Source organism: Nonomuraea solani (assembly GCF_900108335.1).
In the GTDB taxonomy this organism is placed as follows: domain Bacteria; phylum Actinomycetota; class Actinomycetes; order Streptosporangiales; family Streptosporangiaceae; genus Nonomuraea; species Nonomuraea solani.
This window is the reverse complement of the sequence record NZ_FNVT01000034.1, coordinates 24099-50688: the sequence shown is the minus strand read 5'-3', so window position 1 is coordinate 50688 and position 26590 is coordinate 24099. Positions and strand designations below refer to the sequence as shown.

Genomic DNA, 26590 nt, shown 5'->3' with positions numbered 1-26590 from the left:
CCCCCGCCAGAGCCGGGCAGGCGAAAAGCCTCAAGCCCGGAGGGAACGCCCCGAGTTGACGAAGATCGCGGGCACTTCTACCCTTTTCCTATTCTCATAGTAAAAGGGTATGAAGATGATCGACCTTCACCTCGACCCGGGCTCAGGCGTGGCGACCTACCTGCAGATCGCGCAGCAGGTCAAGCACGCCCTGCGGCTCGGCCTGCTCATGCCGGGAGACCGGCTGCCGACGATCAAAGAGGTCGTCACCAAGCTCGCGATCAACCCCAACACCGTGCACAAGGCCTATCGGGAGCTGGAACACGAGGGCCTGGTCGTCGGCCGGCCCGGGATGGGCACGTTCGTCCAGCGCTCGCTGGGCGGCGCTCCCCCATCGGAGTACGTACGGCTCCGCCACGACCTCACCCAGTGGGTGCGGAACGGCCGTGAGGCGGGGCTCGGACAAGAAGACCTCGAGGCGCTGATCGCCTCCGTGCTCAACCAATCCTTCCGGGAGGAGACGGCATGACGGGGACAGACGGCATGACGGGGACGCCGATCGCGCGGACGTACGGCGACAGCGCTCTGGAGACGACCGGGCTCGGCGTGCGCTACCGGCGCACGTGGGCGCTGCGCGACTGTTCGCTGTCCATTCCCGCCGGCCGGGTGGTCGCGCTGGTCGGGCCGAACGGCGCTGGCAAGTCCACCTTCCTGCGCCTGGCCGTCGGCCTGGTCACGCCCACGCGGGGCAGCGTGCGCGTGTTCGGCGAGCCGATCAGGCAGTCGGCGGCGGCCCTCGCCCGCGTGTCGTTCCTGGCGCAGGACAAACCCCTCTACGACGGCTTCACCGTGACCGAGATGCTCCGCTTCGGCCGGCACCTCAACCCGGGCTGGGACGACGACCTCGCCCGCGAACGGCTCGCGGACCTGGACATCCCGCTCAATCGCAAGGTTGGCACGCTCTCCGGCGGCCAGCAGGCCCAGGTCGCGCTGACCGTCGCGGTGGCCAAGCGGCCCGACCTGCTGGTCATGGACGAACCGCTGGCCAACCTCGATCCGGCGGCCCGGCACGATGTCATGAGCTCCCTGATGGCGGCGGTCGTCGAGACCGGGATGACCGTCGTGCTGTCCTCCCACGTGGTGCCCGACCTGAAGGACACCTGCGACTGGCTCGTGCTGCTCAACCGCGGGCAGGTCCAGGTCAGCGGCGACATCGACGACCTGCTCGCCGCCCACCACGTGCTGTCGGGCCCGGCCGGGCTCGCCGACGGGGTGGCGGCCAGAATGCCGGTGATCAGCGAAAGCCGCAGCGACCGGCAGGCCACGCTGCTGGTCCGCACCGACGGGCGGACGCCGTCGCACGACCCGCGATGGAGTGCCCGCGGCGTGACCCTGGAGGAGCTGGTGGTCGCCTACCTGCGCAGTCCCGACGACGCCGCGCTGCCCCGCCCGGCCCTCGCCCTGTCCTGAACGCCAAGGAGACGAAGAAGTGTTGTGGCTTACCTGGCGCCAGCATCGTACGCAGGTGCTGGTCACCGCGCTGCTGCTGGCCGCCGTGGGCATCGCCCTGCTCGCCAACGGCCTGGGCGCGGCCGGCTTCGCCGCCGAACACGCCCCGCGGGCCGGCTGCGTGGCGGAGACGAACGCGTGCACCCGCTACCGCCTGGGGATGATGGAGTGGATGTGGGCCATGAGTGAGCTCATCGGCTGGCTGCCGCTGCTCGCCCCCGCGCTGATCGGCGCCTTCTGGGGCGCTCCGCTGCTGGCCCGCGAGTTCAAGCGGGGCACGCATCAGCTGACCTGGACCCAGTCGGTGACGCGCCGCCGCTGGCTGCTGGTGAAGGTCGGCGGCCTGGCCGCCGCGGTCACGCTCGGCGGGCTGACGCTGGGTGTCCTCGTGAACGTGTGGCTGACCGTCTTCGACATCCCCGGCGCCCCCGTGAACTTCCTCAACTCGAGGATCTTCCGTCTGGTCGGCATCCTTCCGGCGGCGTGGTGGCTGGCCGCGTTCCTGCTCGGCCTGGCCGCCGGGGCACTGTTCCGGCGTACGCTGCGGCCTCGTATCTGAAGGCCGTCAGCGCACGTGTTCGGGGGTCTGGCCGCGGTCGATGAAGTCCAGCACGGCGTCGCGGACCTCGCGGAAGACGGCGAGGGTCTCCTCGGCGGCCGCGGCGACGGCCGCCTCGGCGGGCTCGTCGAGGGGTTCGACCAGCAGGGCCACGGTGTCGGCGAGCACCGTGTCCGGGTCGTCGACCCCTGACGGCGCCTCGGCGGGCTCGTAGATGGCGAGGGCGAACCCGTTGAGCAGGGCGTGCAGAGAATACGCCAGAGCGGCCAGGGGCCGGTCGTCGCGGATCAGGCCGTGCCGGTGCAGGATCGGCACGACGGTGTCGCACATGGCGGCGGGCTTGGTGCGGGCGAACAGCTCCCGATCGCCGGCGTTCTGCATGAGCAGCCGCGGCACCTCGGCGTCGCCGCTCCGCATGCGGCGCGCCAGCGGGAGTTTCAGCCCGGTACGCACCAGCAGCGGCGCCAGGCGGCGCGGCCGGACGGTGGCGGGATCGGCGGTGATCCGGCCGATCATCTCTTCCAGGAGAGTGAGCAGGTCACGGGCGAACAGCCCGCGGATGAGGTCTTCCTTGCTGGGCCAGTAGAGGTAGACGGTGCCCTTGCCGACTCCGGCCGCCCGGCTGATCTCGCTCACGGTGACCTTGCCCACGCCGTGGTCGAGCACCAGCTCGCGAGCGCTGTCCAGGATGCGGGCGGCCTTGCGCGAGTGGAGTTCGACCAACTGGTTCACGTCGGACAGGGTATCCGGGCCGATCCACGCGACGCGCCGGCCGGGGTAAACCCCTGCGGTACATCGCCGCGCGTATACCGCCCGAGTCGTAGGCGCCGTCATCCCCACAGAGGATGAGGGCCGTCGTCGACGGCGGCTAGGCTGCGCTGATGCGCGCAAAGGTGTTGTCGTCGCTGAGACGACTCGCCGTGATCCATCCGTTCATCGTCGATCTGCTCTTCAGCGTGGTGATCGCCGGCACCACCCTCGGATTCGGATTCGCCCTCTCCGGCAGCCCGGCCGAGCTCGGCTACACGCCGCGCCCCATGGACGCCACGGGCGCGGGGCTGACACTGCTGGTCAACCTCGTCCTGGCGTGGCGGCGGCGGGCGCCGATCGCCGTGCTGGTGATCTCCTGCGGCGCGGCGGTCGTCTTCCACGCGGCCGGTTACGACCCTCGGATCAACGAGGTCGGAGCGCTGCTGGCGGTCTACACCGTGGCCGCCCACAGGTCCCCGGCGGTGTCGGTCCCGTGCGTGCTGCCGGCGGCGGCCTCCTGGTGGCACGCGGCGTTCCTCGGCCCGGCCGACTTCGTCTGGCCGAACATCGTGCAGGGCAGCATCATGATCGCCGTCGCCTGGACGTTCGGCAACAGCACGCGGATGCTGGTCGAGCGCAACAAGCGGCTGGCCCACCTCACCGAACGGCTGCGCCAGGAGCAGGAGGACAGGGCGCGGCGCGCCGTCACCGAGGAGCGGCTGCGCATCGCCCGCGAGCTGCACGACGTGGTCGCCCACCACATGTCGGTCATCCTGATCCAGGCCGGGCTCGCCGGGTACGTCTTCGGCTCCGACCCCGCCACCGCGCGCGGCGCGCTCGCCACCATCTCCGACACCGGCAGCGAGGCCATGGGCGAGATGAGGCGGCTGCTGTCCGTCCTGCGCGTCGAGGCGGGCGACGAAGGGGGCGACGACCCGGAGGAGGGCTACGACCCGGTTCCCGGCCTGCAGCGTCTCGAACAGCTGGTGGAACGGGTGCGCGCGGCCGGTCTGCCCGTGCACCTGTCGATCACCGGATCGGTACGCCCGCTGCCGCCCGGGGTCGATCTGTGTGCGTACCGGGTCGTTCAGGAATGCCTCACCAACGTGCTGAAACACGCCGGCCAGGCGACCGCGTGGATCTCCCTCATCTACGGCGCCGAGCTGACATTACGCGTCACCGACGACGGCAGGGGCGCCGCCGAAGCCGTGCCCGTGTCACAGAGGGACGGCCACGGCTTGATCGGGATGCGCGAACGCGTCAAGCTCTACAAGGGAACGGTCACGGCCGGAACGAAACCGTCGGGTGGGTTCGAGGTCGTGGTCACCCTGCCCCTGTCTCCTCCGGGCGGCCACGATCCGCCCGCCGACCCGCATGGTGAACCGCATACATGATCAAGGTACTCGTCGTCGACGACCAGGTCCTCATCCGGGCCGGCCTGGCGGCGCTGATCCGCGCCGTACCCGACCTCGACGTCGTCGGAGAGGCCGCGACCGGCGCGGAGTCCGTCGCCGTGGCGGCGGCGACCCGCCCCGACGTGATCCTCATGGACATCAGGATGCCCGGCATGAACGGCGTCACCGCGACCGAGCGCATCCTGTCCGCGGACACCGGCCACCGGCCCAAGGTGCTCATCCTGACGACCTTCGACCTCGACGAGTACGTCTACAACGCCCTGCGCGTCGGCGCCTCGGGGTTCCTTCTCAAGGACACCCCGCCGGAACGGCTCATCGCCGCCATCCGCACCATCGCCGCCGGCGACATGCTCTTCGCCCCCAGCGTCAGCCGGCGCCTGATCGAGGCCTACACCCACCGCCCCGGCCCGGCCGCCCCTCAGCCCTCCCCCGAGCTGGACACCCTCACGGCCCGCGAGTCCGAGGTGCTCAAGCTGGTCGGCCACGCGCTGTCCAACACCGAGATCGCCACGCGCCTGTCCGTCAGCGACGCCACCGTCAAGACCCACCTCAACCGCGCCATGACGAAGCTCAACCTGAGAAGTCGCGCGCAGGCGGTGGCGCTCGCCTACGAGTCCGGTCTCGTCACACCCGGCCAGGAGACCCCGTCGCCCGCATGACGCCCGTCCGTCACCATAGGATGCGGATCATGCGTTTTGCTCCCATCGCCGCGGCGTTCACGCTCGCTTGCCTGCTGTTATCCGGCACCGCGAACGCCTCGGCCTACCCCATCCGTGACAGCACGCTGACCGCGAACAAGCTGTACAAAACGGGCGACCTGCGGAAGAGCAAGTGCCATGAGCCGAGCGTCCAGCGGAACGACGTGGCGTCCGCCAAGCGATACCTGACCGCGATACTGGGCTGCCTCAACCGGTCGTGGGGCGCGCACTTCAAGCGGGCGGGCCTGCCCTTCACCCCCGCCAAGATCGGGTTCATCACCAAGCCGCGCAAGTTCTGCGGCTCCTCGTGGGACGATGCCGCGGGCGTCTACTGCCCCTCCGAGCGGCGCTTCCTCGTGCTGCTGGACAAGGTCGTGCTCGAAGACCCCACCGACCTGTACCTCTTCAACGTGGCCGCGCACGAGTTCGGACACCACGTGCAGGGGCTCACCGGGATCAGCGACGCCAACGACGAGATCACCTACCGCAACGAGAAGGAGTTCGACGAGCAGTCCCGCCGCGAGGAACTCCAGGCGGAGTGCCTGGGCGGGGCGATCATCGGCGGTGTCTGGGGCTCCCTGGATCGCACCGAGGAGGACTGGGAGTTCCTGCTGGACCTCACGCGGGAAAGCGACGAGGAGGCGGCGTCGATCCGTAGCCACGGCACGAACAAGAGCATCGCCGCCTGGCTCGACAGGGGCTTCGACGCGGCGTCCCCGCGCGCGTGCAACACCTGGACGGCCCCGTCGTCCAAGGTCGCCTGACGACGGATTGACCTGGCCGGGCGGGCTCAGGCCTGGTAGAGCCCCCCGGCCGCCTGCAGGTCGTCGAGGCGGCGGCTCGACGCGGCCTGGACGTCCTCGACGTGGATACGCGCCTGCCGCTCCGCCTCCGCCCGATCGCGGCGTGACAGGGCCTCGACGATGCGCCAGTGGCCCTCGACGCAGGTGACGACCTCGTCCCTGGTGAACAGCACGGCCATGTTGTACGTGATGCCGAAGTCGCGGTTGCGCAGCCACTCACCGAGCAGCCGGCCGTTGCCGGACGCCTGGACGATCGTGTGGTGGAAGTCGCGGTTCATCCGCCCCAGCTCGGCCCGCGGCCGGCTGACGAACTCCTCGATGTCCCCGTCGTAGAACGCGGCGATCGTGGCCAGTTGCTCGTCGGTGGCTCGCACGGCGGCCAGGCCGGTGGCCATGGACTCCAGCGCGCAGCGCACCTCGTAGATCTCGCGGATCTCGTCGGGCGTGTGCTCGCGCACCACCCAGCCCTGCCGCTCGCGGATGACCAGCCCCTGGTCGACCAGGCGCATCAGGGCGACGCGCACCGGAGTGCGGCTGCTGCTCAGCTCCGTCGCCAGCTCGTCTTCGGGCAACCGCTGGTTGGGACGGTATCGGCCCTGGAGGATCGCGCCCCGGATGTGGGCGTAGGCCTGGTCGCCCAGTGACTCACCACTGCCCGCGCGCGGCCTTCGCTGCCGTGCCGCGACCTTCGCACCCGCCGTCCCGGGCCGCTCGGCCATCGTTCCTCCGGTCCGCCTGCCAGGTTGTGCTCGAACTCGTGATTCTTCCAGAACGTGCCCCGTTCCCGAAATCAGCGGATCGCACCGCGTAGTGCCGGCCGGTGCGATGGATGCGAAACGGTGATGAAACACCCTCTTGAGTACTTTGGATCCAAGTTTGTATCCTACCCGGCATGCAACAAGGCAGCATGAAGAGCTTCTCGTCGATCGACCCACGGACCGGGGCCGAGCGGCGCCGGTTCACCGACGCGACGCCCGCCGATCTGGCCAAGGCGCTCTCCGGGGCGGCCGCGGCGTTCCCCGCCTGGAGCGGGTTCGACCCGGCCCCGCGCGCCGCCCTGCTCCGGCGGATCGCCGATGACCTGATCGCCCGCCGGGCCGAGCTCGTCGCGGTCGCCGAGGCCGAGACCGGGCTACCCCTGCCGCGCCTGACCGGCGAGGTCGAGCGGACCGCGTTCCAGCTCACCCAGTTCGCGCACATGATCGAGCGGGGCGGGCACCTGGGCGCGGTGATCGACCCGGCGACCACCGCCGCGCCCGACGTCCGGCGCGTCAACGTGCCGCTCGGGCCGGTCGCCGTCTTCGCGGCGAGCAACTTTCCGTTCGCGTTCAGCGTCGCGGGCACGGACACCGCCGCCGCGCTGGCGGCCGGCTGCCCGGTGATCGTCAAGGGGCATCCCTCCCACCCCGAGACCGCGGAGCTGACCGCCGCGATCGTGCACGGCGCGGTGGCCGCGACCGGCGCCCCGGACGGCGTGTTCCACCTGCTCCAGGCGAGCGGCCTCGGCCTCGCGCGGGACCTGGTGACCGCGCCGGAGATCGCGGCCGTGGCCTTCACCGGCTCGCCGTCCGGCGGGCGGGCGATCTTCGACCTGGCGGCGGCGCGCCCGCGCCCGATCCCGGTGTACGCCGAGATGGGCAGCCTCAACCCGGTCTTCATCCTCCCGGGGGCGCTCGGCGACGACCTCGCCGACGCCTTCATCGACTCCCTGACCAGCTCCAACGGCCAGCTCTGCACCAAGCCGGGCGTGGTCTTCGTGCCGCTGGGCGAGGCCGGCGACCGGTTCGTGGCACGGGCCGCCGAACGTGTCGAGGCGCGGCCGCCCGGAGTCATGCTCAACGAGCCGATGTGGCGGCGGCTGGCCGAGGGCGTCGCGGAGGTGGCCGGGCGGCCCGGCGTGCACCTGGTCGCCGGCGGCGGCACGCCTCACGGCGAGGGCACCGCCAACCCGGGCGAAGGCTTCAGGTCTCCCGCCGGCCTGGTCGAGACCGATGTGGCCACGTACCTGAGCGATCCGGTGCTCGGCGAGGAGCGGTTCGGCCCGTTCGGCGTCGTCGTCAGGTACGGCGAGCCGGGCGACCTGCCGGAGGCCGCCCGGTCGTTCGACGGGCACCTCACCGCCACCATCCACCTCGGGGCGGCCGACGACGGCCACCAGTTGGCCACCGAGCTGACCACCGAACTGACCACCCGGGTCGGCCGCCTGGTGTGGAACGGCTGGCCGACCGGCGTGGCCGTCACCGACGCGATGCACCACGGCGGCCCGTACCCGGCGACCACGAACGCCGCCACCACCTCGGTCGGAACCAACGGGATCTTCAGGTTCCTGCGCCCGGTCGCCTACCAGAACACCCCGCAGAGCCACCTCCCCCCGCCTCTGCGCGATGCCAATCCGCTGCGCGTCACCAGGACGGTGGCGGGCGTACCGACCTTGGAGCCGATCATCACCACGGAACGCGACGACGCCGCGCGCGGCGCCGTCCTGCTGCCCACCCTGCCGGCCAAGCCCGCCCTCACCGAGGCCGCCGCCCGGGTGCTCGGCGAGGTGCCCGGCTATCTGGGCGTGCCCTTCGTCAGCCCCGTCTTCCAGGCGCTGGCCAGTCATCCCGGCTACCTCGTGCCGGCCTGGGACCACTTCAAGCCGGTCATCGGCTCACCTGAGTTCAAGGCGGCCGCGGCCGGGCTGGGCGTGCCGTCCGGCCTGCTGCCCAAGGCACAGGAGATCACCGGCGACCTCGACGAGATCCGGCGCTACACGACCACGTTCCATCGGTTGCTGCCGCAACTGCTGCTGCTCACGTCGTGCTGGTATCGGGGGCTCACCGCCGGCGCCACCCCGTTCGAGCCCGGTGCCGACCCCGGTCCGCGAGGTGTCTCGCCGCAGGCGTACACCATCGTGCCGGACGGGACCCCGCCCGGCGACGAGCTGGCCCGGGTCTACGAGGAGATCCGCGCCGTGCACGATCACCCCCGCGTGCTGAGCTACTACCGCGCGCTCGGCAACCGCCCTGACCTCATGATCGAGGTGTGGCGGCGGCTCGGGCCGATCGCCCGCGGTCCCGAGTACGCCGCCGCCCGCGACCAGGTGCTGGCCGACGCCGAGGCCGCCGCGGCCACCCTGCCCGTACCGGTGATCGAGCCGGCGCATCCGGACGTCGCGGCCATCCTCGCCCTCTTCCGGCGGCGCCTGATCCCGGCGCTGCTCCTCGACACGGCCGTCGTCCTCGCGCTGATCGGCGCCGACGACGCGATCGTCACCACCTGATCGGACGGTTCACCATGCCCAACATCACCGTCGAAATCCTGACGGGACGGACCTCCGCCCAGCGGGCCGCGTTCGCCCGGGTGGTCACGGACGCCGTGGTCGACGTGCTCGGCGCGCCACGCCACCTCGTACGCGTCCAGTTCAACGAGATCGAGCCCGACCGGCTCGCCCTGGGCGGCGAGCTCGTCTCGGACAAGGCCTGACGGCCCGCCCTTTTCAGTGGCATCGGGGGATTGCCGCGCTTCACCTCCCATTTCACCGGCCCGGCCGGCTCGCCCGCGGGCCGGCCGGAGCCATCCTGATCCCTTTGAGGGGCGTACGTGTACCAGCAGATCTTCGACCCCGTCCTCGGGCGGCTCGGGCTGTCCGCCCTCGTCGCCGCCATCCCGCTCGTCGTCCTGTTCGTCCTGCTCGGCGTCTTCCGGTGGAAGGCCCAGTGGGCGGGCATGACGGCGCTGGCCGTGTCGATCGTGATCGCGTTCGCCGTGTACGGCATGCCGATCACCCAGACCCTGGGCGCGGCCGGCTACGGCGCGGCGTCGAGTTTCCTGACCGTCATCTGGATCCTCGTCAACGCACTGTGGATCTTCAAACTCACCGAGTCGACCGGCCACTTCGCCGTGCTGCGGCGCTCGTTCGCCGGGGTCAGCGACGACCAGCGCATCCAGGTCATCATCATCGCCTTCGCCTTCGGCGCGCTCCTTGAGGCGCTGGCCGGCGCCGGCACCCCGGTCGCGATCAGCGCGGTCATGCTCATCGCGCTCGGCCTGCCGCCCTTCCGCGCCGCCGTCGCCTCCCTGGTGGCCAACACCGCGCCGGTCGCCTTCGGGGCGCTGTCGGTGCCGATCACCACCCTGTCCAAGGTCACCGGGCTCGACTTCGACACGCTCGGCGCGATCGCCGGGCGGCAGACCTCGATCGTCGCCGTGTTCGTCCCTCTCGTCCTGGTCTTCCTCGTGGACGGCCGCCGCGGCGTCCGGGCCGTCTGGCCCGCCGCGCTCGTCGCCGGCCTGGCCTTCGGCGCCGGTCAGTTCGTCTTCTCCAACTTCATCTCCGTCGAGCTGGCCGACATCGGCGCCGCGCTGTCCTGCGCCGTCTTCCTGGTGGCGTTCCTGCGGGTCTGGCGGCCCCGGGAGCCGCTGAGCGTGTCGTCCACCCCCGTGATGGCGGGCGGCTCCGGCGCCGGCAGCGCCGAGGAGGAGGCCGCCATGCTGGCCCGCGGGGAACGTGACACCCGCAGGAACGTGATCCTGGCCTACCTGCCGTACGCCGTCGTGATCGCCATCTTCGTCGTCGCCCAGTTCTCGGCCGTCAAGAGCGCGCTCGGCTCGGTGGCGATCGAGTTCGCCTGGCCGGGGCTGGCCATCACGGGGCCGGCGGGCAACCCCGTGGCCACCGTCTTCTCGTTCAACTTCCTGCCCGCCGCCGGCACGCTGCTGTTCGTGGCCGGGGTGATCACCACCCTGATGCTGAAGGTGCCGCCGGACCGGGCCGCGAGCATCTACGCGACCACCGTCAAGCAGCTGACCTGGACGATCGTCTGCGTCCTGTGCGTGCTGGCGCTCGCGTACGTGATGAACCTGTCCGGCCAGACCGGCTCGCTCGGCCGCGGCCTGGCCACCCTGGGCGGGGTGTTCGCCTTCTTCTCGCCGGTCATAGGCTGGCTCGGCGTGGCGATCACCGGCTCGGACAACTCCTCCAACGCCCTGTTCGGCGCCGTCCAGGTGGCGGCGGCGCAGCAGACCGGGCTGTCGCCCGAGCTCATGGCCGCGGCCAACTCCTCGGGCGGCGTCGTCGGCAAGATGATCTCCCCGCAGAGCCTCGCGATCGCCGCCGCCGTGGTCGGCCTCCAGGGCAGGGAGGGCGACATCTTCCGCAAGGTCATCGGCTACAGCCTGGCCCTGCTGCTGGTGATCGCCCTGCTCGTCTTCCTGCAGTCCACGCCCGTCCTGGGCTGGATGCTTCCCTAGATTCGGAGAAAAGTGAGATGACCAACCGATATCGTGCCCTGTTCGACCTCACCGGAAAATCGGCCCTGGTGATGGGGGCCGCCTCCGGCATCGGCCAGGCCACCGCCCAGATGCTGGCCGGCCTCGGCGCGCAGGTCGTGTGCGCCGACCTCGACGGCCCCGGCGCCGTGGAGACGGCCAAGACGATCGTCTCCGAAGGCGGCACCGCCCAGGGCCTCGCCGCCGACCTGGGCAGCCACGAGCAGATCGCGCGGGCCGTACGGACGACCGTGGACGCGTACGGACGGCTCGACATCGGCGTGACGACGCCCGGCATCAACATCCGCAAGCGGCTGGCCGCCTACACCGAGGAGGAGTTCGACCGCATCGTCAACCTCAACCTCAAGGGCACGTTCTTCTTCCTGAAGGAGGCCAGCACCGTCATGGCCGAGCAGGGCGGCGGCAGCCTCATCGCCTGCTCGTCGATGCGGGCCCTGATGGTGGAACCGGGCCTGGGCGTGTACGCCTCCACGAAGGCGGCCATCCTGCAGATGGCGCGCGGCCTGGCCACCGAGGTCGGCCCGCAGGGGGTGCGCGTCAACACCATCGCGCCCGGCGTCATCGACACGCCGCTCACCCGGCCGCTGTGGGACGACGTCAAGGCCAGGGAGGCCTACAGCGCGCACACCGTGTTCGGCAGGTGGGGCAGCGCCGACGAGGTGGCCTCCGCGGTCGCGTTCCTGGCCAGCGACGCGGCGTCGTACGTCACCGGCGAGAACCTCGTCGTCGACGCCGGCTGGACCGTCATCGACGGCCGCTTCGACCCGGGCCGCTGACGCCCCTGGGTGTCCGGTAAGGATTCGAGGATCTCGTCGGTGGTCTTCTTCCACACGAACGGCCCGGCCGGCATCGTGTCCCGGTGGCGATCAGCCGGGACGGGCGCCTGCTGGCCTACTACAGCCCCGAGGCCGGAGCGTACGTGGTCCGCGACCTCGTGAGCGGCTCCGAGACGACCTCTCCCGTGAAGATCGGCGAGGACGAGCTCGGCGGCGGATCGATGCTGCTGGTCTCCGACCAACGGCCGGTACCTGAGTTTCGATCCGTGGGAGGGGATCCGGGGCTGCTCATCGGCTTCTCCGAGGTCGCGCCGTGCGCAAGGTGACCGTGCGCGGGCTGCCGAAGGACGCGGGACCTCCATCTGGAGCGACGCGTCCCACGTCACCGTCATGGCCGAGGGCAAGGGGGGCGGCGGCCTGTACGCGGTGGACGTCAGGACCGGGCAGACCCGGCAGGTCGTGCGCCTCAGCCGCGACGGCTGGAACGCGGTCCTGCCCGGGGCGGCAGAGGAGAATGGCGGTGGCCCGCCGCCATGGGCGCGCGGGCCGCGCAGTACGCTGCTTTCGACATCACGTAGAAGTTGAGGGCACCCCGGAAGGGCGACCATGTTCGAGATCGTGTCCGCACTCGTCCCCCCGCTCGTGGTGGGAGGGGTGTTCGTCGCGGGCGTCGTCAAGCTGATGCGCTCCGAGGCGAGAGCCAAGGCCGCCGAGAGCGAGGCCCGGGCGAAAGCACGGGACAAGCCCGCGTAACCGGCCCTTCAGATGTTCCAGATGGTGAGGCAGAGCAGCGGGGCCAGCAGCACCGCGAAGGGGCCGCTGAGCAGCAGGGTCGCGGCGGAGTAGGCCGCGGCCGGGACCCATCGCGGGCGCTCGGGCCGGCGGAGCAGGCGCGCCACCCGCTCCGCCACGGCGGCGTCGGCCAGAGCCAGCGTCGCCGCCCCGTCGTCCAGCGCCGGGGTCGCCATGCGCACGAGGGTGCGGGCGAGCAGGATCTCGCCGTGCGCGCGGCGGGCGTGGTCGTCGGCCATCATCTCCAGCAGCACGGGGACGGCCGCGCGCGCTTCCCGGGCGGCGGGCAGCCAGGGGAAGGCCTGCACCAGCGCGACGAACGGCAGCAGCACCAGGTCGTGACGGCCGCGGGCGTGGGCGCGCTCGTGCTGCAGCACCGCCTCTAGTTCCTGCAAGCTGAGCAGGTCGAGGGTGCCCTGGCTGAGCACGACGCGCTCGCGCCGGCCGGGCAGACAGTACGCGACACGCTCCCGGGTCGGCAGCACGTACGCGTCGTGGACCGGCGAATGGTCGGCCACCACGTCCACCAGCAGGCGCTGGCGCCGCTGCCGCGCGGCCGTCTTCACGGTGACCCCGGTGGTGTGGACGAGCAGCCAGACGATCAGCCCCACCGACCAGGCGAGCGCGACGACATGGGGCGGCCCGAGCCCGTCGAGCCCCTGCCCGGCGGCGATCTGACCGGCGAGGGCGTGCATGCCGTGCGGGAAGACCGCCGCCAGCGGCGCCACCGCCGCGACGAGCCCGATCCCCACGGCTCCCAGGCCGCCCGCCAGGCAACTGGCCTGCCACAACACCAGGGCCGCCCGGGGATGACGGTACGTCCACGCCGCCCCGGCCAGCCGCCGCGCGACCCGGCCGCCGAACGCGATCGGCGCCAGCGCGACCCCGGCCGCCACCAGCCACCCGATCACGACGCGGCCCCATCGCGCCCGTCCAGCGCCTCACGCAGGGCTGCGGCCATCTCGGGCGTCACCGTGCCGACGAAGCGCTGCGCGGTCGCGGCGAGATCGCCGGCGTCCTCCAGCGCGGCCCGCATGACCTCGGCGACGAAGGCGTCCCTGTCGGCGGTCGCCTTGTAGCGGTGGGCGCGCCCGACCCGCTCGCGGGAGACCAGGTCCTTCTGCGTCAGCCGGACGAGAACGGTCAGCACCGTCGTCACGGCCGGCTGCGAGGGCAGGGCCTGGGCGACGTCCTGGGCGAACATCCCCTCCGGACGGCTCCAGAGCGCTTCCATGATCGATCGCTCCAGACTGCCGAGCCGCACCATCGCGCCCTCCCCTTGCCTCGCCCGCCCAGAAAAGGTTACCGGCAGGGCTCACGCTCAGAGCAGCGTGCTCCAGTAGGTCCAGAAACGTACCCCGATCATGGCGACGAGGACGAGGAACCAGACGGTGAGCGGCACGCTGTGGTACGTCGTCAGGCGGCGCGCGATCCCCGAGGCGGGCGGCAGGTTGCGCAGGGTGACGTACCAGAAGACCGGCACGGTCACGGCCCACACCACCATGCAGTACGGGCACAGCGCGCCGATGACGTACAGGCTCTGGAAGATCAGCCAGTGCACGAACACCACGCCCGCCGTGACACCGGCCTGCAGCCCGAGCCAGAACCAGCGCGGCAGCCGGGCCCCGGCCAGCAGGGCGGCGCCGACAGTGGCGACGATGGCGAAGGCGGCGATGCCGAGCAGCGGGTTGGGGAAGCCGAACAGCTCGGCCTGCGGCGTACGCATGATCGAACCGCACGACAGCACCGGGTTGATGCTGCAGCTCGGCACGTAGTCGGGGTCCTTCAGCAGCGCGATCTTCTCGATCGTCAGGACGAACGCGGCGACCAGCCCGGCCCCGCCACCGATCAATAGCAATCGCGGCACCAGCGTGGGGAAGGGCGCCGCCTCGGAGCTACTGGGCGAGCGCAGCATCGATGGCCGCCTTGAACTCGTCGGCGCTCCGGGGTTGGATCTTCTTGCCGTTGAGGAAGAACGTCGGGGTGCCCTGGACGCCGAGCGCCTGGCCGTCGGCGGCGTCCTTGTTCACCCGGGCCAGCGTGGCCGGATCCTCGTACGCCTTGTCCCAGGCGGCGATGTCCGCCCCTGTCCCCTGGGCCAGCTTGCGGAAGAACGCGTCGGCCGGCACCTGCTTCTCGGCCCATTGGGTCTGGGTCTCGTACATCCGCTGGTACATCAGCTCGAACTTGCCCTGCTGCGCGGCCGCCTCGACGGCCCGGGCGGCGCGTTCGGCGTTGAAGTGGCTCGCGATCGGGAAGTAGCGCGCGACGAAGGTCACCTTCCCGGCATAAGCCTTGCGCAGTTCCTCGACGGTGGGGAAGTACGCCCTGCACGCCTCACACTCGAAGTCGAGGAACTCCACCAAGGTCACCTTGCCGTCGGCGGCGGTCTGCAGCCGGTGGCTGTCCTCGCGAATCAACTGGGGCGCGCCCGGGCTCGTACCGGCCTTGTCCGTGCCCGAGCCCATACTGCCGATCGCCAGCCACACGGCCACCACCACCGCGAACACCCCGATGACGGCGACCGTCATGGTGACGTTCTTCTGGCGCGCGGACCGTTGCTCGTCCTGCTCGCGCATGGCCTCGACCTTGGCGCGCCGGGCATCGGCCCGATCCTGTTGCTGCGGCACCTGCGACTCCTCATCACCGACCCATTACTTCTACGGAGTGTAGAAGATGGGTGGGGCGGTCCGGACGCAAGGTCGCGTTCCGGCTCTTCACCCGCAACGCCCCGATCCCGGCCACCGAGGACGCGCGGGCGTCCTCCCGGTTCCGGCCCGTCCTCTGAGCGGCGGGCACCTCAGGTCAGGAGTTCGCGATGGCTTTTCTTTCCCGATTCATCCGCTCCGCCGTGGTGGCGGGCGTGGCTGGAGTTCACCGCCAGAATCCAGCTGCCCGTCGTCGTCCTGCGTGACGGCAAGGGCGGGTCCGTGACGCGCGGCAAGGCGCGCGCCGGCAACCGTACGGTCACCTCGGCGGTCGGCGGTCCGCTGGCGCCGGGCACGCCGGTGTGGATCTGGCTGGTCGGCGGCGCTCTCGTGGTGACCGGCTCGGTGATCGCGGCCAAGGGGGCGCGCCGCAAGAGCACGTGAGACCCGGCCCGCCGCGCCGCTCCCGGGCGCGGCGGGCCGAGCGCTCAGGTCGCGGTGGCGTGCCGTTCCAGGAAGGTGTAGACGTCGGCCTCGTCCACGCCGGGGAACGACCCGGGCGGCAGCGCGGCCAGCACGTGGGAGTTGGCCCGCGCGGACGGCCACGCGTACCCTTCCCACCGCTCGGCCAGCTCGGCGGGCGGGCGGCGGCAGCAGTCGCCGCTGGGGCAGTTGGACTTGGTGCGGCTGGTGGTCTCGCGGCCCCGGAACCAGCGCGACTCCTTGTACGGCACCCCCAGCGTGATGGCGAAGTCCCGCTCCCGCGACGGATCGACGTGCGCCACGCAGAAGTAGGTCCCGGTCGGCGAGTCCGAGTACTGGTAGAACACCGAGAACCGATCGGGCGAGGCGAACACCTGCCGCCCCGACCACTGCAGGCACATCCGCTGCCCCTCGATGGCCCCCTGCTCGTCGGCCGGGAAGACGATGCCGTCGTTCTCGTACGCCTTGTAGATGGTGCCGCCGGCGTCGTTGCGCACGAAGTGGCAGACCAGGCCGAGATGGTGGGTGGCCAGGTTGGTGAAGCGGTGGGCGGCCATCTCGTACGAGACCGCGAACACGTCCCGCAAATCCTCCACCGACAGCGCCCGGTCGGACTTGGCCTCCTGGAGGTAGAGGGCGGCGGCCTTCTCGGGCACGAGGACGGCGGCGGCGAAGTAGTTGGCCTCGGTGCGCTGGCGCAGGAAGTCGGCGAAGTCGCGGGGCTTGTCGTGGCCGAGCGCGAGGTGCCCGAGCGTCTGCAGCAGGATCGTGCGCGGGGTGTGCATGCCGAGCTGCTCGTGCTTGACGTAGATGCGCCGGTTGCGCAGGTCGGTGATGGAGCGCACGGAGCGGGGCAGGTCCTGGGCGGTGTGCACGGTGTAGCCGAAGTGCGTGACCAGGCTCTGGACGGTGCTCTGCGACAGCGCCCCGGTACGGTAGCCGACCGCGTCGAGGGCCTCGGCGGCGGCCTTCTCGATCTCGGGGAAATAGTTGCCCACCTCGCGCTGCCGACGCCGCAGCTCGGCGTTGGCGGCCCTGGCCTCCTCCGGCGTGGCGGTGCCCCTGGCCTGCCGGGCGCGCAGCTCGCCGTACAGGCCGAGGAGGTGTTCGAGGACGTCGTTGGGCACGCGGGCGGAGACCTTGAGCCGGGGCAGGCCGAGCCCGGCGTAGATGGGGTCGCGCTGGGCCTCCTCCAGCGCGATCTCCAGCTGGGCGCGGCGGTTGGGCGGCTGGCGGCGCAGCAGCTCCTCGACGGGCACGCCCAGCGCGGTGGCCAGCGACTTGAGCAGGGAGAGCTTGGGCTCGCGTTTGCCGTTCTCAAGGAGCGAGAGCTGGCTGGGCGCCCGGCTCACGCGCGATCCCAGGTCGGACAGCGTGAGACCGCGCTGTTTGCGCAGGTGGCGCAGGCGCTGGCCAAACGCGATCAGATCAAGCTCCTGCGTCAAAGACAGCGGTTCTTCGCCTAGCAAGGACGCCATGCCGGAATCTTAGACAGAAAAACGGCCCATTTTCTAGCCTCCGACGGGTGACCGTCCTGCGACTGCGGCGCGCCACCGCGATTGGTCTAGTCCAACGGTAAAACTTGCGATTTCTTCGCTGATGAATACCCGCTGGTAATGCATGTAGCAAGAATTTCAACCGTTCTTCTCTCTCAGGCGGACTATTGATCGCTCCGCCCAGGGCAGAGACTCGGCAGGGAGCCCCAGGGGATGACAAAGGAGTGAACCGATGAACGATCGCCTCAAGGGAGCTGCTGAGCAGCTGCGGGACGAGTGGGACAACGACCCTCGCTGGGAGGGTGTCGAGCGCACCTACAGCGCCGAAGACGTGATCAGGTTGCGCGGCAGCGTCCAGGAGGAGCACACGCTGGCCCGCCTCGGCGCGGAGCGGCTGTGGAACCTGCTGCACACCGAGGACTACGTCAACTCCCTCGGCGCGCTGACCGGCAACCAGGCGGTGCAGCAGGTGCGGGCCGGGCTGAAGGCGATCTACCTGTCCGGCTGGCAGGTGGCCGCGGACGCGAACCTGGGCGGGCACACCTACCCGGACCAGAGCCTGTACCCGGCCAACTCCGTGCCCGCCGTCGTGCGCCGCATCAACAACGCGCTGCTGCGCGCCGACCAGATCACCTGGTCGGAGGGCGACGCGGACGCCCCGCACTGGCTGGCGCCGATCGTGGCCGACGCCGAGGCGGGCTTCGGCGGGGTGCTCAACGCGTTCGAGCTGATGAAGGGCATGATCGCGGCCGGTGCCGCGGGCGTGCACTGGGAGGACCAGCTCGCCTCCGAGAAGAAGTGCGGCCACCTGGGCGGCAAGGTGCTGATCCCGACCGGCCAGCACGTCAAGACCCTGAACGCCGCCCGCCTCGCCGCGGACGTCGCCGGGGTGCCCTCGCTGATCGTCGCGCGGACCGACGCACAGGCCGCGACGCTTCTGACCAGCGACGTGGACCCACGCGACCAGGTGTTCGCGACCGGCGAGCGTACCGCCGAGGGCTTCTACCGGGTCAGGAACGGCCTGGAGGCGTGCGTGGCGCGCGGCCTGGCGTACGCGCCGCACTCCGACCTGCTCTGGATGGAGACCGGCACGCCCGACCTGGACGTCGCCCGCGAGTTCGCCGAGGCCATCAAGGCCGAGTACCCGGACCAGATGCTGGCCTACAACTGCTCACCGTCGTTCAACTGGAAGAAGCACCTGGACGACTCGACGATCGCCAAGTTCCAGCGGGAGCTCGGGCACATGGGGTACAAGTTCCAGTTCATCACCCTGGCCGGCTTCCACTCGCTGAACTACGGCATGTTCGACCTGGCCCAGGGGTACGCGGCCGACGGCATGACGGCGTACGTCGAGCTCCAGGAGGCCGAGTTCGCCGCCGAGTCCCGCGGCTACACCGCGACGAGGCACCAGCGCGAGGTCGGCACCGGCTACTTCGACCTGGTCAGCACGGCCGTGGCGCCCGACTCCTCGACGACCGCCTACAAGGGCTCGACGGAAGAGGAGCAGTTCGCGCACTAGATTCCTTCGACTCGCCGGCGGTTCCCCCCGGCGAAAGGGCCGCGTCGGTACCCCCAGCACCGGCGCGGCCCTTCTCATATGCTTCAGGAGGCGATCGCCGCCTCTTCCTCGGCCTCGACCGCACGGTTCCAGTCGCTCTTGACCTCGCGCCACGCCTCGTCGTCCACGCCGAGCCGCCAGTATCCGGAGATCGACAGCCGGTCGAGGGAGATCCCCCGCTCCAGGCGCAGGTGGCGGCGCAGCTCCTTCACGAAACCGGCCTCGCCGTGCACGAACGCGTGCACGTCACCGCTGGGGAACTCCAGGTCCCGCACCGCCCGTACGAGTCCCTCGCCCACGGGGCGGCCGCCCCGGTAGATCCAGGTGATCCGGGCGTCGGCGGCGGTGCCGAGCTTCTGCTCGTCCTCAGGGCTGTCCACCTCGATCAGGACGTGCGCCACGGCGCCGTCCGGCAGCACCTCCAGCGCTGCCGCGATGGCCGGCAGGGCGCTCTCGTCCCCCACGAGCAGGTGCCAGGCGGCGTCGGCCTCGGGCGCGTAGCCGCCGCCCGGGCCCAGCATGAGCACCACGTCACCGGGTACGGCCCGCGCCGCCCACGGCCCGGCCAGGCCCTCGTCGCCGTGGACCACGAAGTCGAGGGTCAGTTCGCGGGAGTCGGGGTCCCAGGCGCGCACGGTGTAGGTCCGCAGCCGCGGCCACAGCTCGCGCGGCATGGTCTCGCGGCAGCCCTTCACGGTGAACGGCTCGGGGTACTGCACGCCTTCGTACGGGAAGACGAGTTTCACATAGTGGTCGGTGAGTCCCCTGGTGGCGAAGTCGGCCAGCCCGTCGCCCCCGACCACGACGCGCACCATGTGCCGCGAGAGTTTCTCGGTCCGCAGGACGACGCCCCGATGATGATCTATAGGCTTCTCAGCCATCGAACTGTCCCCCAGATCTATAAGTTAGGTATACCTAACCTTACACACTTAGATCTGCCAGCGTACGCCGACCACGGCAAAAGGGACAGGGCCAAACTCACGCGGCCGCGGAATCACCCATCGACGCGGGCCCGGCGGCGGCCACCGCCCCCAGGAACCGCGACATGTGCCGGAACGCCATCCGCGCCTCCGGCAGCACGTCCGCCAGAATGGGGAACACGTGCGGCATCCGCCGCCATTCCTCATACCTGACCGGCACCCCCGCCAGCCGCGCCCGCTCGGCCACCCGCCGGGCCTCGTCCCGCAGCACCTCCGTCGACCCCGTCACGATCATCAACGGCGGCAGCCCCGTGAAGTCCCCCAGCACCGGCGAGACCAGCGGATCGCGCGGATCCAGGCCCGAGGTCCACCGGCGCGCCAGCCACCGCACCCGGCTGGCCGGCAACATCGGGTCCTGCCAGCGGTTGGCCCGGCGCGGGCAGTCGGTCAGATCGGCCCACGGCGACAGGCAGATCGCCGCCCCCGGCAGCGGCCGCCCACGGTCGCGCAGCGCCAGCAGCGTCGCCAGAGCCAGATGCCCGCCGGCGGAGTCGCCCGCCACGATGACGTCCCCGGGCGCGTACCCCCGCCCCAGCAGGCAGTCGTAGGCGTCCAGCGCGTCGGCCAGCGAATCGGCCAGCCGGTGCACCGGCCCCTGCCGGTAGTCGAGCGCCAGCACCGGCCGCCGCGCCACCATCGACAACCGCCACGTGATCGCCCGGTGTGTCCGCGGCGAACACGAGAAATAGCCGCCGCCGTGGAAGTACAGCACCACCTTCCGCTCGTCGAGCCCCTGCCCGCCGCGCACCCACTCGCCACCACACGAGGAGAAGGCCGCCGGGACGATCGAGACGTGCGCCGGATGCGGCACCTCGACCCGCCGCGCCAGCTCCCCCAGCCGGGACGCCCCCACCAGGGCCAGCGGGTGACGCATCAGCAGCGTGGAGGCAGGCTTCAGGGTGCCCCGCATGAGACCGGTCAGCGCGCGAGCCTGCCAGCTCAAGGGGTATTCGGGAACCACATCCTTGTCGATCCGCATATCGACCCTCCAAGGACTGTTCTTCCCCTTTCAACATCGAACTACCGGCCGGTAAGTGTCTCATCTCTTACACGAACATTTCGGCCCTGTGACACGCTGGCCTCCATGGCCGGCTATTCGGGCACTCCTCTCCCCCGCAAGCTCGGCGTCAAGCCGGGCCACCTGGTGCTCGCCCTCGACGCCCCCGACGGGCTCGACCTGGGCGAACCCGAAGCCGAAGTCCACCGCGCGCCGGGCGAGGGCCCGTACGACGTCATCCTCGTCTTCTGCCCCGCCAGCACCGCCCTGCACGACACCTTCCCCACCGCCAAGGCCCTGCTCGCCAGGAACGGCGGACTCTGGATCTGCTGGCCCAAACGCGCCAGCAAGGTCCCCACCGACCTGTCCGAGAACCCCATCCGCGAATACGGCCTGGACCTGGGCCTGGTCGACAACAAGGTCGCGGCCATCGACGCCACCTGGTCGGGCCTGCGCTTCGTTTATCGCGTTGCGGACCGCTGACACCGCAACGGATAATTTCCTGCTTTCCCTTTCGGCAGACCCGTGCGCGGGCACCGACACGGCCTGTCACCGTGTCCTCACACCCCGGAGGTGCAAAACCATACCGCTCTATGCCCGGCTCGTCCGGTACGGCTTCCGCAAACACGCCACCTACGTCTGGTCGGCGCTCGCCGGCGCGTTCACCAACAGCGTCTTCGGCATCCTGCGCGCCTACATCCTCATCGCCCTCTGGCAGGCCCGCCCCGGCCTGGCCGGCTACGACCTCACCGACGCCGTCACCTACTGCTTCGTCACCCAGGCACTCATCGGGCCGATGCAACTGTTCGGCGGCGGCCTGACCCTCCCCGAGCGCATCCGCAGCGGCGACATCGCCCTCGACCTCGTCCGCCCCGCCTCCCTGCAGCTCTGGACCCTCGCCGAAGACCTGGGCAGGGCCGCCTACCTGTTCGTGGTGCGCGGCTTCCCGCCCATGCTCGTCGGCGCGGCCGTGTTCGGCCTCCTCTTCCCCGGCGACCCCGGCCGGTGGCTCGCGTTCCTGACCGGCTTCGCGCTCGCCGTCGTGGTCAGCTTCGCCTGGCGCTACCTGATCGCGCTGTCGGTCTGCTGGCTCCTCGACGACCGCGGCGTGGCGGTCGCGTCACTCGTCCTGACCACGTTCTTCAGCGGCATGATGGTGCCGCTGCACCTCTTCCCCGGCTGGCTCGGCGAGCTGGCCAGGGCCCTGCCCTGGGCCGCCATGGTCCAGCTTCCCACCGACCTCTACCTCGGCAAGGCGCCGGTCCTGGAGACACTCGCCCTCCAGGTGTTCTGGGCCGCCGTCCTGCTCGGGCTCGGCGCGCTCGCCACCAGGGCGGTCCGCCACAAGGTGGTGATCCAGGGTGGTTAGAACGTACGCCCTGCTGGTGTGGACCTGGACCCGGGCCGCCGCCGCGTACCCGGCCTCCTTCGCGCTGATGACCGCGCTCGGCTTCGTCATCGCCGCGCTCGACGTCGGCGTGATCCTGGTCATCTTCGCCAACACCACCACCCTCGCCGGCTTCACCCGCGACGAGGTCCTCTTCCTGTACGGCGCCGCCGGCCTCGCCTTCACCCTCTGCGACACCTTCGTCAGCAACCTCGACCGCGTCAGCCAGCACATCAAGGCGGGCACCCTGGACACGTTCCTGATCAGGCCGGTCAGCGCCTGGGTCCAGCTCGCCGCCGACCGCTTCAACGCCAACCGGATCGGGCGCATCCTGCAGGCCGGCATCGTGCTCGGCTACGCCATGACCGCGCTCGACCTCGACTGGCGGCGCCTCTGGATGGTCCCCGTCATGGTGGCCACCGGCATCGTCATCTTCACCTCCCTGTGGACGCTGGCCGGCGCGGTGCAGTTCGTGCTCGTCGACGCGCCCGAGGTGACCAGCGCCTTCACCTACGGCAGCCACCAGCTCAGCCAGTATCCGCTCGGCATCTACGCCCGCGACATGGTCGCCGGCGTGACGTACGTGCTGCCGCTGGCCTTCATCAACTGGCAGCCCGGCCTGTACGTCCTGGGCCGGGACGACCCCTTCGGCACGCCCGAATTCCTGCGGTTCCTCGGACCGGCCGCCGCGCTGGTCCTCGCCCTGCTCGCCGCGCTGGCCTGGCGGCAGGCCCTCCGGCACTACCGATCGACGGGGAGTTGACCATGATCGAGCTCGACCGGGCCGGACGCACGTTCAAGGTGAAACGGAACGTCGTCCACGCCGTGACCGACCTGTCGTTCACCGTGGCCGAAGGGGAGTTCGTCGGCTACCTCGGCCCCAACGGCGCCGGCAAGTCCACCACCATCAAGATGCTCTGCGGCATCCTGACGCCCACGTCGGGGAAGGTGCGGGTGGCGGGGCTCGACCCGTCGCGCAGGCGCACCACGCTGGCGCGGCGGATCGGGGTGGTCTTCGGGCAGCGGACGACCTTGTGGTGGGATCTGCCGCTGGCGGACAGTTTTCAGCTGATCCGGCACCTTTACAAAGTAGATCGCAAAGAGTTCGCCGCGCGGCTCGCCGAACTGACCGAGACGCTCGGCCTGGACGCGTTCATCCGCACCCCGGTCCGGCAGCTCAGCCTCGGCCAGCGCATGCGGGGCGACCTCGCGGCGGCGCTGCTGCACGCGCCCGACGTGCTGGTGCTCGACGAGCCGACGATCGGGCTCGACGTGGTCGGCAAGGCCGGCATCCGCGACTTCCTGCGGCGGCTGAACGCCGAGCGGGGCACGACGGTGCTGCTGACCACGCACGATCTCGGTGACATCGAACGCCTGTGCCGCCGGGTCATGCTGATCGACCACGGGCGGCTGGCGTTCGACGGCACGCTCGACGACCTGATGGCCACCGCGCCCGGCCAGTCGTCGATCGAGGAGGTCGTCACCCGCCTCTACACGGGCAGCTCCATGCCCTAGTAGTAGCTGCCTTCCGGCGTGGTCTCGTACTCTTCGTCGAGGTCGTCGTGCCGGCGCGACCAGCGCGACGGCATCAGCACGGGGATGAACAGGGCCACGCCGAGCAGGGCGTAGACGCCTGTCGTGAGCAGCGTCTTGGCACCGAAGCCGGCGTCCCTGACGATCTGGTTGACCGACGGCTCAGACGGAATGAGCGAGAGCGCCCTGTTGACGTCGAGCGCGTAGACCACCGTCCAGGCCAGCAGCACCATGGACGGCACGAACGTCGCCAGCGGCGAGATCCGGCCGGCCGTAACAAGCCCCACCACCAGCCCGACCGCGGCCATCGCGCCCAGCGCGATCCACATCCGCTGATTGTCCGGTGGATTCGCCGCCGCGTTGCCGACGGCCTGCTGGACGGCCCATCCGCCGCCTCCCAGCACCGCAGCCGTCACCACAAGCCCGATGAGCAAACCAGCTAAGTGCCGCAACGTTCTCACCTCTATGTCAACGTGGTCGGCACGACCCTAGCGACAAATGCCATTTTCGGACCAGGCATTGCGCAGCTTGGAACTGTGGGTCTCAAGAACCCCTGCCCCGTGAGAGCATGGGGCACACCCATGCGCGCCCATCTGCCCCTCAGGCTCGCGCGGACGGCCGTCTTCGCCGCCGTCTGCGTGGCTCTGGCCGCGCTCGCCCACGTGCTCGGCGGCGGCGCGGCGCCCGCGCCGCAGGCCGCCGCCCTCGGGCTGGCGGGCGTGGCGGCGCTGGGGCTGGCGCTGTGCGGCAGGGAGCGTTCGGCCGGGACGATCACCATCGTGCTGGTGGGGGCGCAACTCGGGCTGCACGAGCTGTTCGCGGGCGAGGGCGCCTCCTACGTCCTGCTCCACGGGCACGCCCGGGGCGGGCTGGCCGTCAACGCGGGCATGCTGCTCACCCACCTGACGGCCACGGTGATCACCGGTCTGTGGGTGTCGCGCGGCGAGGCCGCGATCTGGTCGCTGCTGCGCCGCCTCGGCCGTCATCTCGTCCTGCTCACGCCGGTCGCCGCCGCGCCCGTCCCCCGGGGCCGCGCGCCGATCGTCCATGCGCGGGTGGTCCCGCTGCCGCCGGGCTTCCGGCACAGTGTCGCCAGGCGTGGTCCTCCACTTCCCGCCTGACCGTCCTTTTTTCCTTCCCCCCGAACACCAAGTGGAGCTTTCGCATGTCCTTCGTACGCCGCGCGGCGACCGTGCTCGCCGTCACCGCCGCCCTCACCGCCGGGCTCGCGCTGCCCGCGCTCGCCCACGTCACCATCCAGCCCGGCACCGCCGAGCAGGGCGGGTTCAGCAAGGTCGCCTTCCGGGTGCCCAACGAACGCGACGACGCCTCGACCACCAAGATCGAGGTCACCTTCCCCGCCGACCATCCGCTCGCCTTCGTGTCGGTCAAGCCGCTGCCCGGCTGGGACGTCAAGGTCACCGAGGGCAAACTGCCCAAGCCGGTCAAGACCGAGTACGGCGACCTGGAGGAGGCCGTCACCAAGATCGTCTGGTCGGGCGGCAAGATCAATCCGGGCGAGTTCCAGGAGTTCGAGGTGTCCATGGGTCAACTGCCCAAGGACACCGACTCACTGACGTTCCCGACGAAGCAGACGTACTCGGGGGGTGAGGTCGTGAACTGGGCGGACGCCCCGAAGACGGACGGCACGGAGGCGGAGCACCCGGCACCGGTCCTCAAGCTGGTCCCGGCCGGCGCCGGCAACGGCCACGGCACCGCCGCTTCGGCCAGCGCCTCCCCGTCCGCCGACGCTGCCGCCGCCACTGCCACCGTCACTGCCGCCGCACCCTCGGTCGTACCGGTCGCCGCCGAGTCCTCCTCGGACGCCACGGCCCGCGTCCTGGGCGCGGCCGGCCTGGCGGTGGGCGTCATCGGCGTCGTCCTCGCCATCCTCAGCCGCCGCCGCCCAACGGCATAACCCACCGACCCCGCCGGGCCCGGTGTGGGCCGTTGGATCGGGCTTTTGAGGCGCCCGCCGGGTGGCGGGCGCCTCAACTGGGCGGGTCAGGAGGTGATGTCCTTGCCTGAGAAGCGGGCCCAGGCGATCGAGCCGAACAGGGCGATGTACGCCCCGAAGGCCAGCAGCCCGTCCCCCAGCGCCCGGAAGTCGATGGGGCTGCGCAGCACCGCGTCGAAGTTCGTGAACCGGGTCGGCAGCAGATACGGCGTGATCGCGCTCAGCTCCGGGATCGCCCGCAGCACCTGGCACACGATGAGCAGCACCATGGTGGCCGCGATGGCCCCGATGGACACCTCGGTGAACGTCGACAGCGCCAGCGCGACCGCCGCCAGCGCCGCCATGGCCGCCCCGACGTACCCGACGGTGATGGCGACCCGCAGCAGGCCCTCCGTCATCGAGATCGTGGTGCCCGACAACAGCGTCACCGGCCCGGCCGGGAACAGCAGCAGCCCCGTCACCAGCGCCGACAGCGCCACCACGGCGGCGACCGCGTACCCGAAGACGACCGCGTTCAGATATTTGACCACCAGCAGCCGCGTCCGCCCGGCCGGCGCGGCCAGCAGGTAGCGCAGCGTCCCCGCGCCCGCCTCCCCCGCGATCGCGTCGCCCGCCACCACGCTCACGGCCACCGGCATCAGCAGCAGCACCAGGAACGAGAACGAGACGAACGTCAGCATGAGGCTGTTGCCCGCGACGTCCTGGATGAGCCCGCTCATGTCCTCGTCGCCGGAGCCGGCCAGGCGCAGCGCGACCCCGATGAGGACCGGCACGACGGCGAGCACGGCCAGCATCATCAGGTTGCGCGGGCGCCGGAACGTCAGGCCCACCTCCGAGCCGAGCAACCGCCAGAACGCCCGCCCCGGCCCGGAGCCGGGCGCCGAAGGCGGCGGCGACGGCTTCTCCGACTCGGCGGTGCGCTCGACGGTGCGCATGGTCTCCGTCACCGGCACCAGACCCGGCATGTGGCGCCTTTGCGTCGATGTTGCCGAGCTC

Annotated in this window: 31 protein-coding genes; 20 read left to right on the top strand and 11 right to left on the bottom strand. The window is 70.9% G+C overall.

The genetic code is table 11. The features are described from left to right. Window positions 1-115: 115 nt before the first annotated feature. Genes C4V41_RS56005 through C4V41_RS55995 form a run of 3 tightly spaced genes read left to right on the top strand, consistent with a single transcriptional unit; the run spans window position 116 to window position 2047 of the window. On the top strand, window positions 116-508 hold the full coding sequence (locus tag C4V41_RS56005; RefSeq protein ID WP_103964240.1) for a GntR family transcriptional regulator: 393 nt from the start codon (window positions 116-118) through the stop codon (window positions 506-508). Continuing rightward, window positions 505-1449 carry an ABC transporter ATP-binding protein gene (locus tag C4V41_RS56000; protein WP_235031010.1) on the top strand — a complete coding sequence of 315 codons (945 nt, stop codon included), beginning with the start codon at window positions 505-507 and terminating at the stop codon, window positions 1447-1449. Before C4V41_RS56005 ends, C4V41_RS56000 begins: the two co-directional genes overlap by 4 nt. Window positions 1450-1468: 19 nt before the next feature. Continuing rightward, complete coding sequence (locus tag C4V41_RS55995) at window positions 1469-2047, top strand: hypothetical protein (protein ID WP_103964238.1); 579 nt, start codon at window positions 1469-1471, stop codon at window positions 2045-2047. 6 nt (window positions 2048-2053) lie between these two features. Here C4V41_RS55995 and C4V41_RS55990 read toward each other — a convergent pair whose 3' ends face one another. Next, window positions 2054-2779 carry a TetR/AcrR family transcriptional regulator gene (locus C4V41_RS55990; RefSeq protein ID WP_160150752.1) on the bottom strand — a complete coding sequence of 242 codons (726 nt, stop codon included), beginning with the start codon at window positions 2777-2779 and terminating at the stop codon, window positions 2054-2056. A 149-nt stretch (window positions 2780-2928) separates the two neighbouring features. On the opposite strand from C4V41_RS55990, the gene C4V41_RS55985 reads away from it, so the two are divergent. Genes C4V41_RS55985 through C4V41_RS55975 form a run of 3 tightly spaced genes read left to right on the top strand, consistent with a single transcriptional unit; the run spans window position 2929 to window position 5674 of the window. Continuing rightward, entirely contained in the window at window positions 2929-4191 is a 1263-nt protein-coding gene (locus C4V41_RS55985; protein WP_103964236.1) for a sensor histidine kinase, read from the top strand. Continuing rightward, window positions 4188-4871 carry a response regulator gene (locus C4V41_RS55980; protein ID WP_103964235.1) on the top strand — a complete coding sequence of 228 codons (684 nt, stop codon included), beginning with the start codon at window positions 4188-4190 and terminating at the stop codon, window positions 4869-4871. The genes C4V41_RS55985 and C4V41_RS55980 overlap by 4 nt, the downstream gene beginning before the upstream one ends. 29 nt (window positions 4872-4900) lie before the next feature. Then, window positions 4901-5674 (top strand): neutral zinc metallopeptidase, encoded by a 774-nt coding sequence (locus tag C4V41_RS55975; protein ID WP_160150751.1) that lies wholly within the window; start codon window positions 4901-4903, stop codon window positions 5672-5674. A 26-nt stretch (window positions 5675-5700) separates the two neighbouring features. On the opposite strand, the gene C4V41_RS55970 is transcribed toward C4V41_RS55975, so the two are convergent. Next, window positions 5701-6432 carry a GntR family transcriptional regulator gene (locus C4V41_RS55970; RefSeq protein ID WP_103964233.1) on the bottom strand — a complete coding sequence of 244 codons (732 nt, stop codon included), beginning with the start codon at window positions 6430-6432 and terminating at the stop codon, window positions 5701-5703. A 173-nt stretch (window positions 6433-6605) separates the two neighbouring features. Between C4V41_RS55970 and C4V41_RS61400 the strand changes: the two genes are divergently transcribed. The 6 genes from C4V41_RS61400 (at window position 6606) to C4V41_RS65700 (ending at window position 12516) form a co-directional block, all read left to right on the top strand. Then, window positions 6606-8978: an aldehyde dehydrogenase family protein gene (locus C4V41_RS61400; RefSeq protein ID WP_146104209.1), complete on the top strand. Its 2373-nt coding sequence runs from the start codon at window positions 6606-6608 to the stop codon at window positions 8976-8978. A gap of 14 nt (window positions 8979-8992) precedes the next feature. Next, complete coding sequence (locus C4V41_RS55960) at window positions 8993-9181, top strand: 2-hydroxymuconate tautomerase (protein ID WP_103964232.1); 189 nt, start codon at window positions 8993-8995, stop codon at window positions 9179-9181. Window positions 9182-9298: 117 nt separating this feature from the next. Further along, complete coding sequence (locus C4V41_RS55955) at window positions 9299-10948, top strand: L-lactate permease (RefSeq protein ID WP_103964231.1); 1650 nt, start codon at window positions 9299-9301, stop codon at window positions 10946-10948. A 17-nt stretch (window positions 10949-10965) separates the two neighbouring features. After that, a complete protein-coding gene (locus C4V41_RS55950; protein ID WP_103964230.1) occupies window positions 10966-11763 on the top strand; it encodes an SDR family NAD(P)-dependent oxidoreductase in 798 nt (265 codons plus the stop codon). A gap of 83 nt (window positions 11764-11846) precedes the next feature. After that, entirely contained in the window at window positions 11847-12089 is a 243-nt protein-coding gene (locus C4V41_RS55945; protein WP_103964229.1) for a hypothetical protein, read from the top strand. Window positions 12090-12381: 292 nt separating this feature from the next. Then, window positions 12382-12516 carry a hypothetical protein gene (locus tag C4V41_RS65700; RefSeq protein WP_268808924.1) on the top strand — a complete coding sequence of 45 codons (135 nt, stop codon included), beginning with the start codon at window positions 12382-12384 and terminating at the stop codon, window positions 12514-12516. Window positions 12517-12524: 8 nt separating this feature from the next. On the opposite strand, the gene C4V41_RS55940 is transcribed toward C4V41_RS65700, so the two are convergent. Genes C4V41_RS55940 through C4V41_RS55925 form a run of 4 tightly spaced genes read right to left on the bottom strand, consistent with a single transcriptional unit; the run spans window position 12525 to window position 15185 of the window. Further along, window positions 12525-13466, bottom strand: coding sequence for a M56 family metallopeptidase (locus C4V41_RS55940; protein WP_103964228.1), 942 nt, complete (start codon window positions 13464-13466; stop codon window positions 12525-12527). After that, window positions 13463-13822 (bottom strand): BlaI/MecI/CopY family transcriptional regulator, encoded by a 360-nt coding sequence (locus C4V41_RS55935; protein ID WP_235031009.1) that lies wholly within the window; start codon window positions 13820-13822, stop codon window positions 13463-13465. The genes C4V41_RS55940 and C4V41_RS55935 overlap by 4 nt, the downstream gene beginning before the upstream one ends. A gap of 54 nt (window positions 13823-13876) precedes the next feature. Continuing rightward, the gene (locus C4V41_RS55930; RefSeq protein WP_103964227.1) at window positions 13877-14470 is read right to left on the bottom strand and encodes a vitamin K epoxide reductase family protein; all 594 of its coding nucleotides are present in this window, start codon (window positions 14468-14470) and stop codon (window positions 13877-13879) included. Continuing rightward, window positions 14451-15185: a DsbA family protein gene (locus C4V41_RS55925; protein WP_235031008.1), complete on the bottom strand. Its 735-nt coding sequence runs from the start codon at window positions 15183-15185 to the stop codon at window positions 14451-14453. Before C4V41_RS55925 ends, C4V41_RS55930 begins: the two co-directional genes overlap by 20 nt. A 300-nt stretch (window positions 15186-15485) precedes the next feature. On the opposite strand from C4V41_RS55925, the gene C4V41_RS62545 reads away from it, so the two are divergent. After that, window positions 15486-15647, top strand: coding sequence for a hypothetical protein (locus C4V41_RS62545; protein ID WP_160150750.1), 162 nt, complete (start codon window positions 15486-15488; stop codon window positions 15645-15647). Window positions 15648-15691: 44 nt separating this feature from the next. Here C4V41_RS62545 and C4V41_RS55920 read toward each other — a convergent pair whose 3' ends face one another. Continuing rightward, window positions 15692-17164, bottom strand: coding sequence for a helix-turn-helix transcriptional regulator (locus C4V41_RS55920; RefSeq protein ID WP_407670171.1), 1473 nt, complete (start codon window positions 17162-17164; stop codon window positions 15692-15694). Between the two features lie 250 nt (window positions 17165-17414). Between C4V41_RS55920 and aceA the strand changes: the two genes are divergently transcribed. Then, complete coding sequence (aceA, locus tag C4V41_RS55915; protein WP_103964225.1) at window positions 17415-18701, top strand: isocitrate lyase; 1287 nt, start codon at window positions 17415-17417, stop codon at window positions 18699-18701. Window positions 18702-18784: 83 nt separating this feature from the next. Here the strand turns inward: aceA and C4V41_RS55910 are convergent, their stop codons facing one another. Both C4V41_RS55910 and C4V41_RS55905 read right to left on the bottom strand, forming a co-directional pair. Further along, window positions 18785-19621: a siderophore-interacting protein gene (locus C4V41_RS55910; protein WP_103964224.1), complete on the bottom strand. Its 837-nt coding sequence runs from the start codon at window positions 19619-19621 to the stop codon at window positions 18785-18787. Window positions 19622-19718: 97 nt separating this feature from the next. After that, window positions 19719-20699: an alpha/beta hydrolase gene (locus tag C4V41_RS55905; protein ID WP_235031007.1), complete on the bottom strand. Its 981-nt coding sequence runs from the start codon at window positions 20697-20699 to the stop codon at window positions 19719-19721. 105 nt (window positions 20700-20804) lie between these two features. Between C4V41_RS55905 and C4V41_RS55900 the strand changes: the two genes are divergently transcribed. Genes C4V41_RS55900 through C4V41_RS55885 form a run of 4 tightly spaced genes read left to right on the top strand, consistent with a single transcriptional unit; the run spans window position 20805 to window position 23619 of the window. Next, window positions 20805-21200 carry a DUF3052 domain-containing protein gene (locus C4V41_RS55900; protein WP_103964223.1) on the top strand — a complete coding sequence of 132 codons (396 nt, stop codon included), beginning with the start codon at window positions 20805-20807 and terminating at the stop codon, window positions 21198-21200. Next, a complete protein-coding gene (locus tag C4V41_RS55895; RefSeq protein ID WP_235031006.1) occupies window positions 21187-22086 on the top strand; it encodes an ABC transporter permease in 900 nt (299 codons plus the stop codon). The genes C4V41_RS55900 and C4V41_RS55895 overlap by 14 nt, the downstream gene beginning before the upstream one ends. Next, a complete protein-coding gene (locus tag C4V41_RS55890) occupies window positions 22079-22867 on the top strand; it encodes an ABC transporter permease (RefSeq protein WP_103964222.1) in 789 nt (262 codons plus the stop codon). Before C4V41_RS55895 ends, C4V41_RS55890 begins: the two co-directional genes overlap by 8 nt. 2 nt (window positions 22868-22869) lie before the next feature. After that, a complete protein-coding gene (locus C4V41_RS55885) occupies window positions 22870-23619 on the top strand; it encodes an ABC transporter ATP-binding protein (protein WP_103964221.1) in 750 nt (249 codons plus the stop codon). Here C4V41_RS55885 and C4V41_RS55880 read toward each other — a convergent pair. After that, window positions 23616-24053, bottom strand: a complete 438-nt coding sequence (locus C4V41_RS55880) for a hypothetical protein (RefSeq protein ID WP_235031005.1) — start codon at window positions 24051-24053, stop codon at window positions 23616-23618. The two genes, C4V41_RS55885 and C4V41_RS55880, sit on opposite strands and share 4 nt — an antisense overlap. 165 nt (window positions 24054-24218) lie before the next feature. Here C4V41_RS55880 and C4V41_RS55875 point away from each other — a divergent pair, with 165 nt between their 5' ends. Further along, the gene (locus tag C4V41_RS55875) at window positions 24219-24758 is read left to right on the top strand and encodes an MFS transporter (protein WP_103964219.1); all 540 of its coding nucleotides are present in this window, start codon (window positions 24219-24221) and stop codon (window positions 24756-24758) included. A gap of 44 nt (window positions 24759-24802) precedes the next feature. After that, the gene (locus tag C4V41_RS55870; protein ID WP_103964218.1) at window positions 24803-25555 is read left to right on the top strand and encodes a YcnI family copper-binding membrane protein; all 753 of its coding nucleotides are present in this window, start codon (window positions 24803-24805) and stop codon (window positions 25553-25555) included. Between the two features lie 86 nt (window positions 25556-25641). Here the strand turns inward: C4V41_RS55870 and C4V41_RS55865 are convergent, their stop codons facing one another. Continuing rightward, window positions 25642-26559 (bottom strand): ABC transporter permease, encoded by a 918-nt coding sequence (locus C4V41_RS55865; RefSeq protein WP_235031004.1) that lies wholly within the window; start codon window positions 26557-26559, stop codon window positions 25642-25644. Window positions 26560-26590 lie beyond the last annotated feature (31 nt).

Bases quoted from the DNA above. Each gene is read 5' to 3' on its own strand.
- C4V41_RS56005 (WP_103964240.1), top strand. From the start codon at position 116: ATGATCGACCTTCACCTCGACCCGGGCTCAGGCGTGGCGACCTACCTG.
- C4V41_RS56000 (WP_235031010.1), top strand. From the start codon at position 505: ATGACGGGGACAGACGGCATGACGGGGACGCCGATCGCGCGGACGTAC.
- C4V41_RS55985 (WP_103964236.1), top strand. From the start codon at position 2,929: ATGCGCGCAAAGGTGTTGTCGTCGCTGAGACGACTCGCCGTGATCCAT.
- C4V41_RS55980 (WP_103964235.1), top strand. From the start codon at position 4,188: ATGATCAAGGTACTCGTCGTCGACGACCAGGTCCTCATCCGGGCCGGC.
- C4V41_RS55975 (WP_160150751.1), top strand. From the start codon at position 4,901: ATGCGTTTTGCTCCCATCGCCGCGGCGTTCACGCTCGCTTGCCTGCTG.
- C4V41_RS55970 (WP_103964233.1), bottom strand. From the start codon at position 6,432: ATGGCCGAGCGGCCCGGGACGGCGGGTGCGAAGGTCGCGGCACGGCAG.
- C4V41_RS61400 (WP_146104209.1), top strand. From the start codon at position 6,606: ATGCAACAAGGCAGCATGAAGAGCTTCTCGTCGATCGACCCACGGACC.
- C4V41_RS55960 (WP_103964232.1), top strand. From the start codon at position 8,993: ATGCCCAACATCACCGTCGAAATCCTGACGGGACGGACCTCCGCCCAG.
- C4V41_RS55950 (WP_103964230.1), top strand. From the start codon at position 10,966: ATGACCAACCGATATCGTGCCCTGTTCGACCTCACCGGAAAATCGGCC.
- C4V41_RS55935 (WP_235031009.1), bottom strand. From the start codon at position 13,822: ATGGTGCGGCTCGGCAGTCTGGAGCGATCGATCATGGAAGCGCTCTGG.
- C4V41_RS55930 (WP_103964227.1), bottom strand. From the start codon at position 14,470: ATGCTGCGCTCGCCCAGTAGCTCCGAGGCGGCGCCCTTCCCCACGCTG.
- C4V41_RS55920 (WP_407670171.1), bottom strand. From the start codon at position 17,164: ATGGCGTCCTTGCTAGGCGAAGAACCGCTGTCTTTGACGCAGGAGCTT.
- aceA (WP_103964225.1), top strand. From the start codon at position 17,415: ATGAACGATCGCCTCAAGGGAGCTGCTGAGCAGCTGCGGGACGAGTGG.
- C4V41_RS55910 (WP_103964224.1), bottom strand. From the start codon at position 19,621: ATGGCTGAGAAGCCTATAGATCATCATCGGGGCGTCGTCCTGCGGACC.
- C4V41_RS55905 (WP_235031007.1), bottom strand. From the start codon at position 20,699: ATGCGGATCGACAAGGATGTGGTTCCCGAATACCCCTTGAGCTGGCAG.
- C4V41_RS55900 (WP_103964223.1), top strand. From the start codon at position 20,805: ATGGCCGGCTATTCGGGCACTCCTCTCCCCCGCAAGCTCGGCGTCAAG.
- C4V41_RS55885 (WP_103964221.1), top strand. From the start codon at position 22,870: ATGATCGAGCTCGACCGGGCCGGACGCACGTTCAAGGTGAAACGGAAC.
- C4V41_RS55875 (WP_103964219.1), top strand. From the start codon at position 24,219: ATGCGCGCCCATCTGCCCCTCAGGCTCGCGCGGACGGCCGTCTTCGCC.
- C4V41_RS55870 (WP_103964218.1), top strand. From the start codon at position 24,803: ATGTCCTTCGTACGCCGCGCGGCGACCGTGCTCGCCGTCACCGCCGCC.
- C4V41_RS55865 (WP_235031004.1), bottom strand. From the start codon at position 26,559: ATGCCGGGTCTGGTGCCGGTGACGGAGACCATGCGCACCGTCGAGCGC.